The sequence below is a fragment of the Paenarthrobacter sp. CAP02 genome (assembly GCF_040137855.1).
Classification (GTDB): Bacteria; Actinomycetota; Actinomycetes; order Actinomycetales; family Micrococcaceae; genus Arthrobacter.
On record NZ_JBEEII010000003.1, the window covers coordinates 408,798 to 423,992 of the forward strand.

Annotated in this window: 12 protein-coding genes; 3 read left to right on the forward strand and 9 right to left on the reverse strand. The window is 64.3% G+C overall.

From position 1 onward, the window contains the following. Nucleotides 1-27: 27 nt before the first annotated feature. The gene (gene ligD / locus ABHM97_RS07475) at nt 28-1,053 is read right to left on the reverse strand and encodes a non-homologous end-joining DNA ligase (RefSeq protein ID WP_349470146.1); all 1,026 of its coding nucleotides are present in this window, start codon (nt 1,051-1,053) and stop codon (nt 28-30) included. Nucleotides 1,054-1,152: 99 nt separating this feature from the next. On the opposite strand from ligD, the gene ABHM97_RS07480 reads away from it, so the two are divergent. Beyond that, the gene (locus ABHM97_RS07480; RefSeq protein WP_349470147.1) at nt 1,153-1,818 is read left to right on the forward strand and encodes an alpha/beta hydrolase family protein; all 666 of its coding nucleotides are present in this window, start codon (nt 1,153-1,155) and stop codon (nt 1,816-1,818) included. Nucleotides 1,819-1,821: 3 nt separating this feature from the next. On the opposite strand, the gene ABHM97_RS07485 is transcribed toward ABHM97_RS07480, so the two are convergent. From ABHM97_RS07485 to ABHM97_RS07495, 3 genes are all read right to left on the reverse strand, one after another. Further along, nucleotides 1,822-3,912 carry an elongation factor G-like protein EF-G2 gene (locus ABHM97_RS07485; RefSeq protein WP_349470148.1) on the reverse strand — a complete coding sequence of 697 codons (2,091 nt, stop codon included), beginning with the start codon at nt 3,910-3,912 and terminating at the stop codon, nt 1,822-1,824. 158 nt (nt 3,913-4,070) lie between these two features. Then, nucleotides 4,071-4,817: a M50 family metallopeptidase gene (locus ABHM97_RS07490; protein ID WP_235521685.1), complete on the reverse strand. Its 747-nt coding sequence runs from the start codon at nt 4,815-4,817 to the stop codon at nt 4,071-4,073. Nucleotides 4,818-4,819: 2 nt separating this feature from the next. Further along, complete coding sequence (locus tag ABHM97_RS07495) at nt 4,820-5,437, reverse strand: TetR/AcrR family transcriptional regulator C-terminal domain-containing protein (RefSeq protein ID WP_349470150.1); 618 nt, start codon at nt 5,435-5,437, stop codon at nt 4,820-4,822. A 161-nt stretch (nt 5,438-5,598) separates the two neighbouring features. Between ABHM97_RS07495 and ABHM97_RS07500 the strand changes: the two genes are divergently transcribed. Further along, complete coding sequence (locus tag ABHM97_RS07500; protein WP_349470151.1) at nt 5,599-7,056, forward strand: APC family permease; 1,458 nt, start codon at nt 5,599-5,601, stop codon at nt 7,054-7,056. After that, nucleotides 7,046-8,680: an amidohydrolase gene (locus tag ABHM97_RS07505; RefSeq protein ID WP_349470153.1), complete on the forward strand. Its 1,635-nt coding sequence runs from the start codon at nt 7,046-7,048 to the stop codon at nt 8,678-8,680. Before ABHM97_RS07500 ends, ABHM97_RS07505 begins: the two co-directional genes overlap by 11 nt. Here the strand turns inward: ABHM97_RS07505 and hrpB are convergent. From hrpB to ABHM97_RS07530, 5 genes are all read right to left on the reverse strand, one after another. Continuing rightward, nucleotides 8,677-11,295 (reverse strand): ATP-dependent helicase HrpB, encoded by a 2,619-nt coding sequence (hrpB, locus tag ABHM97_RS07510; protein ID WP_349470155.1) that lies wholly within the window; start codon nt 11,293-11,295, stop codon nt 8,677-8,679. The two genes, ABHM97_RS07505 and hrpB, sit on opposite strands and share 4 nt — an antisense overlap. Nucleotides 11,296-11,401: 106 nt before the next feature. Further along, nucleotides 11,402-12,445, reverse strand: a complete 1,044-nt coding sequence (locus tag ABHM97_RS07515) for an NAD(P)-dependent alcohol dehydrogenase (protein ID WP_349470157.1) — start codon at nt 12,443-12,445, stop codon at nt 11,402-11,404. A 129-nt stretch (nt 12,446-12,574) separates the two neighbouring features. After that, nucleotides 12,575-13,840: an RNA polymerase sigma factor gene (locus ABHM97_RS07520; protein ID WP_349470159.1), complete on the reverse strand. Its 1,266-nt coding sequence runs from the start codon at nt 13,838-13,840 to the stop codon at nt 12,575-12,577. Between the two features lie 48 nt (nt 13,841-13,888). Next, nucleotides 13,889-14,308: a YciI family protein gene (locus ABHM97_RS07525; protein WP_349470161.1), complete on the reverse strand. Its 420-nt coding sequence runs from the start codon at nt 14,306-14,308 to the stop codon at nt 13,889-13,891. Between the two features lie 215 nt (nt 14,309-14,523). Then, complete coding sequence (locus tag ABHM97_RS07530; protein WP_349470163.1) at nt 14,524-15,087, reverse strand: Clp protease N-terminal domain-containing protein; 564 nt, start codon at nt 15,085-15,087, stop codon at nt 14,524-14,526. Nucleotides 15,088-15,195: the final 108 nt, after the last annotated feature.

Below are 15,195 nucleotides of genomic sequence, written 5' to 3' on the forward strand. Positions count from 1 at the left end.
CAGGGCGCAGGCGAAGGTTCCGGAGGTTTACTCCTCCGGCTTGCGCGCCCGGCTTGGTTGCACCCGCATGGGCTCTCCCGGCATCTTGGGAAATTCCGGCGGGAAGGGCATCTCGCCCTGGCCGTTGCTGACATCGCGTTCCCACCAGGAAAGCAGAACGTCGATATCCCCCGGTTGCGAGTGCATGGTCGCCCACGGGTCACCGGCTTTCCTGAGGCGCTCGGGAACTGTGGCGATGGTGTATTTCGCCGGATCGGCGTGATCCAGTTCCTCCCACGTCAGTGGACAGGATACCTGCGCTGTGGGTACGGCACGTGGGCTGTAGGCACCGGCGATGGTCCTGTCGCGGTTGGCCTGGTTGAAGTCTACGAAGATCCGCTTTCCGCGCTCCTCTTTCCACCATGCCATGGTGACCTTGTCCGGCATGCGGCGTTCCAATTCACGGCCGGCGGCGATCACGGCGTGACGCACGTCCAGGAACTCATGCTTGGGGTGGATGGGGGCATAGACGTGAAGCCCCCGGTTCCCGGAGGTCTTAATGAACGCTGTGAGGCCCGCCTCCTCCAGGACTGATCGAAGTTCAAGGGCGGCCGGCTTGGCGTCATCAAAGTCCGTCCCTGGTTGGGGATCGAGGTCGATCCGGAGTTGGTCCGGGTTATCCGGATCGTCGGCCCGGGAAGCCCACGGATGGAACACCACGGTGTTCATTTGTGCGGCCCACACCGCGGCCGCCGGCTCATCGATGACCAATTGCGGATGGGACCGTGCGCTCGGGTACGTGACGGGCACCGCACGCACATAGTCCGGCGCTCCCTTGGGCGGATTCTTCGAGAAAAACATCTCGCCCTCGATGTTGCCCGAATACCGCTGCAGGCTGACGGGACGGTTCCCGTTGGCTGCGACAAAGGCCTCGCCCACGTCAATGAGGTAATGGGCCAGGTCCAGCTTGGTCAGTCCTGCCTCCGGCCACATGACTCGGCTGGGACTGGAAATTCGAACCTCCCGGGGACCGTCTGGGCCGGGCACGGTGACAATGGTTGCTTCGCTCGCCATGGCCACAAGCTACCGTGTTTGAACCGCCCGCGTCAGCATTCGGGCCCGTTCCGGTGCGCATGTCCATCGCGGACCGCCTGACTGCGGGATGATGGACGAATGCCAACGCCTGAAACATCCTTGCGGATCGCCGTCAACGAAGTCGAAATTTCGGCCCTTTCCATCCGGCCTGACAACCCCTCGGCCACCCTGGTGGTGGCCCATGGCGCCGGCGCGGGAATGGAACACCCGTTCCTGCAGGGTTTCGCTGAAGCGATGGCGGACGAAGGGGTCGCAACCCTGCGCTTCAACTTCCCGTACCGCGAAGCCGGCCGGCGTTTTCCTGATCGGCCGCCTCTGGCTATCGCTACGTGGCGGGCCGTGATGGACAGGGCCACTGAGCTGGGGAATGCGGAACCCCTCTGGGCTTCCGGCAAATCCTTCGGCGGACGCATGGCATCAATGGCAGTGGCTGAGGGAATGCCCGCACGGGGGTTGGTGTACTTGGGCTACCCGTTGCATGCACCGGGTAAGCCGGAGAAGCTTCGCGACGAGCACCTTTACGGAGTCACTGTGCCCATGCTCTTTCTTCAAGGTACCCGCGATACCTTTGCCACGCCGGAACTGCTGGAGGGCATAGTGGCAAGGATTGGCCCGACGGCGACACTCCAGTGGTGTGAGGGCGGCGACCATTCTTTTGCGGTTAAGGGTGTGAAGCGGGGCGCAGCCGAAGTGGGCGCGTCGCTGGCGCCGGCTGTGGCCGCGTTCCTGCGGGCCAACCCGTAGGTCCTACTTGGGCAGCGCTTCATGCCGGAGGTAGGACCGCCGGAAGCGGCCCGTCCCGGCGGTCAGTGCGCGCAGCTCGATAGCGTAACGCAGGAGCTCCTGGTCCGGGACCTCGGCGGTGATTTCGGTCCCTGCGGTATCGTCAGCCGTCGTCCCGGTGACGCGTCCCCGCCGACCTGAAAGGTCGCTCATGACCGCCCCTACATACTCATCGGGAACGCTGATGACCACCGCGGATACCGGTTCCAGGAGTTGGATTTTGGCCGCGGCTGCCGCTTCGCGCAGCGCCAGGGCTCCGGCCGCCTGAAAAGCCGCATCAGAGGAATCAACGCTGTGGGTCTTACCGCCCACCAGCGTCACTTTGATATCCACCACCGGGAAACCGGCCAAGACACCCTTAAACATCTGCGCCCGGACGCCTTTTTCCACGGAAGAAACGAAAGTTCCCGAGATTGCGCCGCCCACGATTTTGTCCGAGAACACGAATCCTTCGCCGCGGCCGAGGGGCTCGACTTCTATGTCGCAGATGGCGAACTGCCCGTGGCCCCCGGACTGCTTGACGTGCCGGCCGTGCCCATTTGCCTTCGTGGCAAAGGTCTCCCGGAGAGGCGTGATCACGTCCACGGTCTGCAGCTTGACGCCCTGGTTGCGGAGCCGGTCCAGGACTACCTCCGCGTGGGACTCCCCCATGCACCAGAGGACGAGTTGGTGGGTGTCCGGGTTCCGTTCCAGGCGCAGCGTGGGGTCGGCGGCCGCCACCTTGCCGATGCTCTTGGCAAGCGCGTCCTCGTCACTCCGGGAAGCGCCTTCGATGGCGACCGGCATCAGGGGCTCGGGCATGTTCCAGGTCTCAAGAAGCAGCGGCGCCTCACGGTCTGATATCGAGTCGCCCGTCTCGGCGTTGGCGAGTTTGCTGATCGCGCAGATGTCACCTGCAATGCACTGCGGAACTGCTTTCAGTCCCTGACCGACAGGTGAGTACAGATGGGTGACGCGTTCGTCGGCGTCGTGGTCTTCATGGCCCCTGTCGGCGAGTCCCCTGCCGCCTACGTGGATCGACGAATCTTCCCGCAGGGTTCCCGAAAAGACCCGGACAAGGCATACACGGCCAAGAAACGGATCCACGGTGGTTCGCACTACTTCGGCCGCCAATCGAGCTGCCGGATCGCAGCGCAGGGGCTTAAGCGATGTGCCGTCCAACGTCATGGCCGGCGGGGGAACCCGTTCCAAGGGTGATGGCAGGGCTTCGGTCATGAGGGCCATGAGCTCAGCGAGCCCCATGCCGGCTTCTGCGGCGGTGGGAATGACGGGGAAGAAGCTTCCCCTGGCCACCGCTGTTTCGAGGTCCTTGATGAGGTCCTCCAGCGCCAGTTCTTCACCACCGAGATACCGGTCCATCAGCGTCTCGTCTTCGCTTTCGGCAATAATGCCTTCCACCAGGGGTCCCCGGGCTTCCTCCACCCGCGTCTCGCTGCTGGTGCCATGGATGATGCCAATGAGGCCGGCGTTGTCGGCGGCAGGAAGGTACAGGGGAAGGACAGAGTCACCGAATGCTTCCCGGCAGCGCACGACGGCGGCGGCGAAGTCAGCGCGCGGATGGTCCAGTTTGCTGAGCACCACCGCACGCGGCATCCGGACCTTCTGGCACTCGCCCCACAACGCAACGGTGGCGCCGTCGATGTCGTCAACCGCGGATACAACAAAAAGGGCCGCGTCTGCGGCCCTCAAACCTGCCCGAAGTTCGCCGGTGAAATCGGTGTAGCCCGGGGTGTCGATCAGGTTGACCTTGACCGCACCGACCCGGATCGGCGCCACCGACAAGGTCACGGACCGTTGCTGATGGATCGCGGACGGATCCGAGTCGCTGACCGTGGTCCCGTCGCTGATGGTCCCCATCCTGGGAATGGCGCCAGTGGCTGCAAGCAGGGCTTCCACCAGCATGGATTTACCTGCACCGGAATGTCCGACGAGTGCCACATTCCGGATGCCGGCAGGATCCGTGGGTGACATGCTCGAGCCATTATCGCCGCCCTTGGCCTCAGCAGTGCCTGGGCCGCTTCCTTTTGCCGGTTCGCGCGTACCCTTCACGGACATGGGCACCTCCTGGTGTTCTCTCCGGCGCTCATGCAAACGCCCTGAACGTGGAACGTTAAAGAGGATTGGACACCCTGGGGTGGCCGCAGGACAAGGGCTTGCAGCGAGCAAAACCAGCCTGCCGGCGTCGGCCTTTGATCCACCGGCCCGGCTTTGGACTAAACCGTGAGCATGCCCCACAGCAACCAGGCAGCCACGAGTGAGCACCCCGCAATTACCACTGTGAAGCCGGCCAGCCAGACGTAGGCCGGGACACCCGTGGTGCGGCCCAGAATGAACGCGTCCGAGGCCGCCAACCGGTTCCGTCGCCGGGTATGAACACCGACGAGTTTGAAGAGATCGCGGACACCGCCCACGGAGAGCGCAACACCGAGTGCCAGCACGACGTAATTGACGGTGGTGGGCGCCGCAAACAGGATCAAGACCTGGGCAATGACCGCGCTGCACACGGCCACCAGTATGCCCGTCAGGTTCCTGAGGAAGACCAGCGAAACCAGCAGTATCAGGGCGCCCACGGACATTGCCGCCCCCGAACGCCCGGCAGCGCATGCGGCGATCAGGCTTAGGCCCACAACCGCCGGGGCCGGATAACCCCAGAATCCTGACCATGCCGCACCGAACGAACTCCGGCCGCTGCTGACCAGCCGGCCCGAATGGTCCAGCCCGATGCGAAGTCCGTGCACGAACCGGCCGGTCATCAGGGCTGCGTACGCGTGGCCGAGTTCGTGGACGAAGGTCACGTACAGGCCGAACCAGCGCCATGTGAGCCGTGGGATGCTCAGGACTACTGAGCATGCCAGGATGCCGAGCAGGGCAGGGAGGGGTACTGCAGTGGTGTGGGCATCGGTGAAACCGCGAAGTACGGCGTCCCACCAGTTTTGGATCACCTGTCCAGCAGAATCCACCTTTACTGCACCGTCGAACGGAGGCGGGAGTGGAGGCCTGCGATGAGGATTTCCAGGCCGAACTCGAATGCCGCCTCCCCGCGTTCGGTGGGAAGGCCCGCATGGCTCAGGGCACTGGTCAGGGTGGGATAGCCGTCCAGGGGCGGAGCCCACACGACGTCAGGCGCGGCAAGGTCCAGGGCGAACCCCAGTGCGAAACTGTCAATGGTGGAGATCGCGGAGACCACGTCCCCGCCGGTGAACCCGGCCGTACTCAGGGCGACAGCGAGGTTTTCGTAGAGCGCCAGGACCTGGGGGTCCTGGACGGTTTGAAGTACCAATAGCGGGGCGAGGCGGGGGTGGCGGGCAAAAGCATCGCGGTAGCTGCGGACGATTGCCCGCAAGGATGCCTCCCAATCCTGGTCTTTGCCCAGGATGTAGGGCGATTCCGCTATGATCCGCCCACGCATGAGCTCAAGTATTTCCTCGCGCCCGCTGACGTGGTTGTAGATGGAGGACTGGCTGACCCCGATCCGTTTGGCCAGTTTCGGCAGGCTGAAATCCCCTGCCTCGTCCACCAGTTCGAGGGCGGCGGTGACGAGTGCGTCGATCGATATCAGCGGGACCAGCGGGCGTGCCATGCGGGTGTCTCCATTCGAGGTTGTTGTTACGACTCTAGCCAGAAGTTTGCGTCGAAGTATTGTGCGGAGGGTCACAGGCCCTTACGATAAACGAAAGCCTTTCGCTTTAGGTTCCGTAACCTCCAAAACTTCCCCTCCCCACAGAACCCCAGAGGACCCCCATGTCTGACCTCGAAACCCGACCCCCGGCAGCTGATGCCGGGAATGGGCTCAAACGGAATGCCATCGGCACCGGCGGCATCGCTTTCCTGGTGATCTCCGCAGCAGCCCCCCTCACCGTGATGGCCGGAGTGGCACCAGTAGCCCTTGGCGTTGGGGGCATCGGCGCCCCCATGGGGTATGTCATCGCCGGCGCGGTACTCCTGGTGTTTGCCATCTCCTTTATGGCCATGACCAAACACGTCAAGGCCGCCGGCGGCTTTTACACCTACATCACCCTGGCCATGGGCAAGACAGTTGGCTTGGCCTCTGCCATCCTGGCCATCGTTTCCTACAACTGCCTGCAAATCGGCGTCTACGGTCTCTTCGCCGTCCAGACCCAAGCCATGCTCCACACACTGTTCGGACTGGACGTTCCCTGGCCCGTCGTTGCCCTCGTAGCGATCGCTGCGGTGTGGTTCCTTGGATACCGGGGAATCGACGTCGGAGCGAAGGTCCTGGGGGTCCTGCTCATCGCCGAAACCGCCATCCTCGCCGTCATGGGCGTCGGCATCCTGGCCCGTGGCGGTGCCCAAGGCATCAGTTTTTCCTCTTTCTCCCCCGAGCACGCCTTCACCCCGGGCGTCCTGGCAATCCTGGCCATCTGCTTCGCAGCTTTCATGGGCTTTGAATCCACGGTGCTCTACCGGCGCGAAGCACGTAATCCGGACAAATCAGTACCGCGGGCAACCTACATCGCCGTAGGTTTCATGTCCGTGTTCTACGCGTTCATCGTCTGGACTGTTATCCAGGCGTACGGGGACGGGAACGTGGTGGCGGCCGCCGGAGAACTGGCCGACGGGATGTTCTTCGCTACCATCAACCAGTACGTTGGGCCCTGGGCAGAAGTGGTCATGTACATCCTGATCGTGACCAGTGTTTACGCATCCCAACTGGCCTTCCACAACGCGATTAACCGCTACGTTTACATGCTGGCCAAAGACGGTGTGCTGCCAGCATTCCTCGGCAGGACACACCCCAAATACAAGTCGCCGCATCGTGCAGGTCAGATCCAGACTGTCCTGGCCGCCGTCGTCATTATCATCTGCGCGATCGCCGGCGCCGACCCTTACAAGCAACTCCTGATCTGGGTCAACACACCGGGTATTTTCGGGATTGTTGCACTCCAGGGACTGGTGTCCGTTGCCGCCTTTATCTACCTGCGCCGTAACCCTGCCGCTGTCACGAACCGCCTGATCATCCCCCTGACCGTAGCCTCGGCCATCCTCCTGTTCGGAGTGGTGGCACTGATCGCCATCAACATCGAACTCCTCACCTTCGCCGATGCGCTGACCAATACCATCCTGCTCCTGGTATCACCGCTGGTGTTCCTTGCCGGCCTGCTCATCGCCCGTAGCCTTCGCACCAACCGCCCCGACGTCTTTTCCCGGATTGGAAGCTTCGAAACCCATGACTCCTGACCTCATCGTCCTTGCCGACACCATTCATACATTGGATGAGCGCCCGCGCCGGAAGCCTGTACAAGCTGTCGCGGTCAGCGGTGGTGTGATTGCCGCCGTCGGAAGCCGCACGGACGCCCAAAGCTGGCGCCAGGCGGGAACCCGGGTGGTGGACCTCGGTACGGCTACGCTGACTCCCGGCCTGGTGGACTGCCATATCCACCCCGTCTTTGGGCTCGACCTTACGGACGGTGTGGACCTGTCAGGTGCCGGGACGCTGGAGGAGGTCCGCGCCCTGTTGCGCACGGAAGCAGCGAACGACGGCGAGTGGTTGCGTGGCTGGGGCCTGAACCCAAACGCTTTCGGCACCACCCCCATGCACCGGAATGCCTTGGACGATGTCAGCGGCGGAAAACCGGCCCTTGTCCGGCTGTTCGATGGCCATTCGGCACTTGCCAACAGCCGGGCACTGGAGCGGGCAGGCATCCACGGCCCTCAGGAATTCGACCAGGCTTCAGAGGTTGTTTGCGACGGCGATGGCACACCCACGGGGCTCCTGCTGGAAGCGGCGGCCATGGAACTCGTGCAGTGCCACATCCCGCAGGAGTCCTTCGAGGAGCGTAAGGCGCGGCTGGCCGGACTGCTGCGGGACTTCGCGCGTTCCGGACTGACCGGCGGGCACATCATGGACCACAGTGACGAATCAACCGCCCTTTTCGAGGCACTCGAGGCCGACGGCGAGCTGCCCCTTCGGCTGCGCACGGCTCCGTGGTGCATGCCCGGCAGTGGCGAGGCCCAGTGGAAGGACATGGCCCGCGGCATCGGCACCGGTGGCCGCCGCTGGTCCATTGAGGCCATCAAGCTCTTCGTCGACGGGACAGTGGACAATGGCACCGCCTGGCTCTACGAGCCCGACACCCTCGGCCAATCCACGGCAGCTTTCTGGCCCCGTCCCGAGGATTACACTGCTGCCGTCCGCTACTTCGCATCCCGGGGAATCCCCACAGCGACCCACGCAATCGGGGACGCCGGCGTGCACCATGTGTTGAATGCCTTGGAGTCACTGGCCGGTACTGTTCCTGCCGATGTCCTGCGCCGGACTGTCCACAGGATCGAGCACATCGAATCCGTACCGGACCACCTGGTGGAGCGCTTCAAGGACCTGGGAGTGGTGGCCAGCATGCAACCGACGCATTGCACGCACTATTCGCTCGCGGACCACAGCGACAATTGGTCCACACGCCTGGGCCCCGAACGTGCGGACAGGGCATGGCGTTGCAGGGACCTCCGTGATGCCGGAGTGACCCTGGGCATCGGCTCGGACTGGCCCATCGCCCCCTACGAGCCGCTTCCCATCATCGCTGATGCGCAGCTACGCCGACGATCCGGACATCCGGAGCAGCAACCCATCGCCCCGGCCCAGGCACTCACCGCGCTCCAGGCCCTGGAGGGATACACCTCGCACGCGGCCAAGGCTGCAGGGCTGTGGGATGTATCGGGCTCCATCACCGTGGGCAAGCGCGCAGACTTCACAGCCTTCGAGCTCGATCCCCTGACCACCGGGCCTGACGAGTTCGCCGCCAGCAGCGTTGTGGGAACCTTCGTGGATGGCGAGATGCAGTTCATGGTGGAGCGGTTGGGCTAGCCGGCCTGCATCCGGTTCTTGGTTTTGGCCGTGGCCGGCGCCGTCCACGGGTCTTCGGGCCAGGGATGCTTGGGGTAGCGCCCACGCATCTCGGCCCGGACCTGCGCGTAGGGTCCGGACCAGAACGACGTGAGGTCGTCCGTTACCGCCAACGGCCGTCCGGCCGGTGACAGCAAGTGGAAGAGCACCGGAACCTTGCCATCGACCAGGCGTGGCGTACGGTCCCAGCCGAAGCACTCTTGGAGCTTGACCGCCACAACAGGCCTGCCAGAGTCGTTTTCCACGTCCGGATAATCGATCCGCACCCGCGAACCGCTCGGCACCTCCAGGCGCTCGGGCACCAGGCTGTCCAGCCGCACCGCTTCCGGCCAGGGCAGCAGGCGCCGCAAGGGTTCCAGGAGGTTGATCGAGCCGGCAGGCGTGCCTGAGGCGATGGTCTCCAGCTCGGGGCCCAACCATTCGTCCAGCCGGGCGAGCAATCCATCCTCACTGACGTCCGGCCACGGATCACCGAGCTCGCGCCGCAGCAAAGCGAGCCGCCTGCGCAGGCCATCGGCCGGTGCAGACCACCCCATCATCGAAAGCCCCGTGTTCTTCAGCGCCTCCGCCACGGCGTGCCGACCGGCTTCCACGGTGGGCCTGACCGGCGTGGAGGACAAGACGATGGCGCCGAGTCGACGTTCCAGCTTGGCTGTGACGCGCCCATGGCCGAACTTGGCTTGCAACGTCTGGACCAGGAGGTGTGGGGCGGCGGCTTCTGCGAGTTCTGCCGACAGTGGTGCTGCCGATCGGATCACCGCACCGGTACCTGCGGCGTCACGGCCATGGGCCCGGGACACCTCGGCGACAGCTAGCCACTCATGGGCCGACAACGGGCTACCAGCCGGGAGACCGGCACGCGTCCCGGAGGAGAGGAGGTACGTGGTGCTTCCATCGCCGGGAACGCGCCGGGCGATCCGATCCGGGAACGCCAAGGCCACCACAAAGCCAGGCGCCTCCCTCGCGGTGAGCTCTTTGCTGACCACGGAAGGCACGATGCTGGCAGCCTCGCGGCGCGCCATCGACTCCAGCCGCCGCGTGTCCTCCGCGAATCGCCGGGCGCCGGGGTGTGAAGCCGAACGCAGCGATGAGAGCAATGCAGTGAGATCGGCGCCGGGCGCCCGCTGGTCCCCCGCCACCAAGGCCACCGTTTCAGCGGCCGAACGTGGGCCGGCAACGCTGGATCCTTCCAGCAAGGCGCGGGCAAGCCGGGGATCGGCCGGGACCCGGGCCAGGGTTTTGCCCAAACTGGTGGCGGTTCCATCGTCCGTCACCGCTCCCAATTCCCGGAGCACCCCCACGGCATCCCTCATGGCGATGGCCGGTGGTGCGTCGGGAAGTGACAAGCCCTCGCCGCCAGGCGCGCCCCAGCAAGCGAGGACCAATGCCGCCCCGGTCAGGTCCGCGACGGTAATTTCCGGGGTTTGGTGTGCAGGGGCCGCGGCGAATGCCTGCTGGTCATAACAGCGCACCACCGTGCCCGGACCCTGCCGCGCAGCCCGGCCGGCCCGCTGCTCCGCCGAGGCGCGGGAACAGGAGACCGTCACCAGACCGGACATGCCCCGCCCCGAGTCGCGGCGCGGTTCCCGGGAGAGCCCCGAGTCGATGACCAAGCGAACCCCCGGAACCGTGAGCGACGATTCCGCCAGGGACGTGGAAACAATGATCCGGGGCGAGCCTCCGGGTTCCCGGCCTGATACTGTGCGGTCCTGGGACTCCGGTCCGATCTGGCCGTGCAGCTCCAGCACCTCAATTTCGGCGGCCACCTGCCCCCGCAGGCGGGCAGCGACGTCGGACACCTCGCGGGCGCCCGGAAGGAACACCAGGGCGTCCACCCCGGGATCGGTGGTCAAGGCGGCAGCGTGGGTGCTCGCCGCGGTGAAGGCAACGTGGTCGAGGAAGCTCCGGGTTACACCCCGCTCATCCAGCCGCCGGTCCCGGGAAGGCACCCACCGGACCTCCAACGGATGCAGCGCGGACGGGCAATCAACCACCGGAGCAGGACCGGCGCCGTCGAGCCCGGATTTACCCAGGAGCGCCGCAAAACGAGGCGCGTCGACGGTCGCCGACATCGCCACCAATGACAGGTCATCCCGGAGTTCGCGGACCTCAGCGAGCATGCCGAGAAGAAGGTCCGTTTCCAGCCCGCGCTCGTGGACCTCGTCCAGGACGACCGCATGGACGCCGTCAAGCCCCGGATCACCCAACAGCCTACGGAGAAGAATGCCGGGCGTGACGAACTCCACCACTGTGTCGTTGCTGATTTTGCTTTCACCCCGGACGGTGTAGCCTACCCTGCCACCAAGCCGCGAACCGTCCAGGCTGGCAAGTCGACGGGCGGCGGACCGGGCAGCGACGCGCCGGGGCTGGGTAACGACGACGCGAGGCTGGCCGGGGTGCCGTTCGGACACAAGATTGGACAGCAGCGGAGGCACCAAAGTGGTTTTACCCGTACCTGGCGGTGCCTGCACCACTGCGGTGCCGGCGTCGCCCTGGTTGATGAGGGCCGAGGCGAGGTTTTCGAGGGAATCGGCGAAGACCAATCCCCTGCCGATGGCGTCCAGTCTGAATGTCACCAGACCATTGTCCCTGTTGGGGGCGCGGGAAAGGCCACGCTTCCATGGAGGAAACGTGGCCTTTCCATGCTGGTGGTGGCGTCGTGCTTCGGTGGCGCCGTGATCCCTAGCCGATGGTGGAGGTATCGATGACGAAGCGGTAGCGGACGTCCGAGGCCAGGACCCGCTCGTACGCCTCGTTGATCTGGCTCGCGGGAATGACCTCGATTTCGGCGCCAAGGCTGTGCTCGGCGCAGAAGTTCAGCATTTCCTGGGTCTCCGGGATGCCGCCGATCATGGAACCTGCGAACCGTCGACGGCCGCCGATAAGGGCGAAGGCGTTCACCGGCAGCGGTTCAGCCGGCGCTCCAACGTTGACCAACGTTCCATCGAGGGTCAACAGCTGCAGGTAGGAGCTGATGTCGATGGAAGCGCTGACAGTGTTGATGATGAGGTCGAAGGTGCCTGCGAGCTCCTCGAAGGTGGCGGGGTCGCTGGTGGCGTAGTAGTGGTCCGCACCGAGCTTGAGGCCGTCTTCCATCTTTTTCAGTGACTGCGACAGGACGGTCACCTCGGCACCCATGGCATGCGCGATCTTGACGCCCATGTGGCCCAAGCCGCCCAGGCCCACAATGGCGACCTTCTTGCCCGGACCGGCACCCCAGTGGTGCAACGGGGAGAAAGTGGTGATGCCGGCGCACAACAGTGGTGCGGCAACATCGAGGTCCAAACCTTCGGGAATGGTGACAACAAAGTCCTCGTTCACCACAACGTTTGTTGAGTAGCCGCCTTGGGTGATGGTGCCATCCCGGTCCACTGCGCCGTAGGTGCCCACGTTGCCCTTGAGGCAATACTGTTCCTCGCCTGCAAGGCAGTTCTTGCACTCCTTGCAGGAGTTGACCATGCAGCCGACGCCGACGCGGTCGCCGACCTGATGCTTGGTAACCTCGGAGCCGACTTCGGTGACGATGCCGGCAATTTCATGGCCTGGGACCAGCGGGTACTGCTGGGGTCCCCAGTCACCACGGACGGTGTGGATGTCCGAGTGGCAGATTCCGGCGAACTTGATGTCGATGTGGACGTCGTTCGGGCCAACCTCACGGCGTTCGATGGTGGTCAGGGTCAGGTCGCCCGTGGCCGAGGGTGAGGCAAATGCGGAAGCGGTAGGCATGTTTCTCCTGCGTGTCTGTCATGAGTGGATGTTTCCATCTAACACTCTTTGCCTGAGAGGAAGGGAGGCACTGCTGATAGGGGTACTGCCAGTGACTCCCTTAGCCGGCCAAAAGTCTTGTCTTACCGTTCAACCATGGACAACCGGCCCCGGCAGTTCGGCGATCCTGCGTTCCAACGCGAAGCGTTCAGCGGTGTTCGAACACAAATTCAAGGCTAAATCCAGGGCTTCCTTTGCTTCCCCGAACCGTCCGAGCCTGATGAGCAGCACGCCCCGTACAGTGGGCAAGAGATGCGAACCCTTCAGCGCGCCCCGGCCCGCCAGTGCATCTACGAGGCCCAACCCGGCGGCAGGACCCGTGGCCATTGCTACGGCAACCGCATGATTCAGCTCAACCACCGGCGACGGAGCCAGCCGGCCAAGCGCTTCGTAGAGGATCACAATCCGCGGCCAATCGGTCTCGGCCGCTGTCGATGCCAAGGCATGGCATTCCGCGATGGTTGCCTGGAGTCCGTAGGCACCCAGTCCGCGCCCCAGGGCGACCGACGTCGCCAGCGCCGCCCGGCCACGACGTATCGCCGCCTGATCCCACCGTCGTCGATCCTGATCCTCAAGGAGGACGGGATTCCCTGCCGGGTCGAGCCGGGCCGGAAAGCGGGCTGCCGTCAATTCCATCAGCGCAAGTAACCCGTAGGCTTCGGGCTCGTGTGTAAGTCCCACCAGAACACGGGCAAGTCGTCGGGCCTCACTGGCCAGTTCCGCCCGCATCCACGAGTCTCCTCCGGAGGCAAAGGATCCTTCCGTGAAAATGAGGTACACGACGTGAAGCACGGACCCCAGCCGCTCCGGGATGTCAGGTAGTTCGGGCACCACGAATGGTATGTGGGCTGCGGAGAGGGTCTTCTTGGCACGCGTAATGCGCGCCTGAATCGTTGGCACGGGCACCAGGAACGCTTTGGCGATCTCCTCAGTGCCCATGCCACCCACCACGCGCAGGGTCAAGGCGATACGCGCTTCCCGGGACAACACCGGGTGGCAGGCGATGAACATCAAAGCGAGCACGTCGTCGTTGATCGCCTCCGGGTTAAACAGGGAGTCCGCACCCGGTTCCTCTTCGCTAAGGTCGTTGGCAAGGAGCGCATACCTTTCGTCGCGGGCGGCCCGACGGCGGAACGCATCAATCGCCCGACGCCTGCCTGCGGTCAGCAGCCAACCCACTGGCTCGGCGGGGACGCCATCAACGGACCACGACACCAAAGCCTCAGCAACGGCTTCTTGTGCGACGTCCTCGGCCAAGCTGAAATCGCCCGTATAGCGGGCCAGGGCGCCGACGATGCGGGCAGACTCACTTCTCCACACCGCTTCGACGGCGGCCCTTGCCTCGTTGCTCCTCATCTCAATTGCAACTCACTCCAGTCGCGGCCGGGTTCGGTCCACGACCTCCTAGAGTTGTCCGGTCTGCTCGCGCCATGCCCGTTCCTTTTGGATCCATTCGTTGTCCTGGGGGAACTCGGCGATGCTGGTGACGCGGCGGATTTCGGTCTTGGTTCCAGCGGTCATGGGTGCCCGCCGTGCCCACTCGACGGCCTCCTGCTTGGAAGCGAGGTCCAGGATGTAGAAGCCGCCAAAAAGTTCCTTCGTTTCCCCATAGGGGCCATCTGTGACTACCGGAGTTTCGCCAGTGAAGTCCACCACCACGGTTTCCTTGGCATCCTCCAACCCCTCTGCAGCGAGCAGCACCCCGGCACGGATCAATTCATCATTGAATTTGCCCATGGCTTCGAGGATCTCGTTGAAGTCGATGTTCTCGAACTTGGCGTAGGAATCGTCGTCGGCCCGCATGATCAACATGTATTTCGCCATCTCACTCAATCTCCTGTGTAGTGGAAAGTCCCTTCGACTTTCTCATCCATAGGTCGACTGGGTCGAGGAAAGATCGACAACCTGCCCGAACAAGTTTCAAGAGGGCTTTGACCCGCCCGGATGAAGCGTCCTCGGGGACCAAAATGCGAAGGGTCCCCCAGGCTGAACCTGGGGGACCCTTGTCACCTGGCTTCCAGCCAGGGAGGTGCGGGCGCCTAGCGCTCGCCGCCGCCCCCGATGACCCCGGCTTCGACAGCCTTGGTCACGGCGTCAGCTTCGGCCTGCGTGAGCTTTCCATCTGAGACGGCTTTGTCGAGCCTGGTCTTCAGTGCAGCTGCGCGCTCAGCCTTGCCTGCGGTGCGGATCTCCTCCAGCGCGCTGGTCACCTTGGCCTCGTCAACACCCAATGCCGTGGCCAGGGACTTGGCCAGTGCGGCCTCTTGCGCCGTCCGGTCCGGCTTGGTGCCTTCCGATCCTTCAGCAGGTGGCGTGGCAGGCTTGTTGGCCTCGCGGAAAGCCTTGAGGGCTTCGGTGACCTTGGCTTCATCAACACCCAGCTTGGTTGCGAGCTGGGAGGCGATCTGGCCCCCGTCACGTCCATGGCCGTGGCCTCCGGGCTTGCCCGCGTGATCAGCTGGGGCCGTGCCCGCATCCGTGGAGGATGTGGCACTCGGCGACGGGGTAGTGGCTGCTGTCGCCATCCCTGTCACTCCCATCCCCGCGCCAAGGGCCAGGGCTCCGGCCGCGATTCCGAGTGTGATTCTCTTGGTTCTCGACATATACCTCTCCTCAATGGATGTGTTGCCACGATCCGTGCCTGAGGGACGGTCAGGAGTGCCGTCCTCTTAATACGATGGAGGGGCAACCCCAGCCCACGCTGTTGTGAA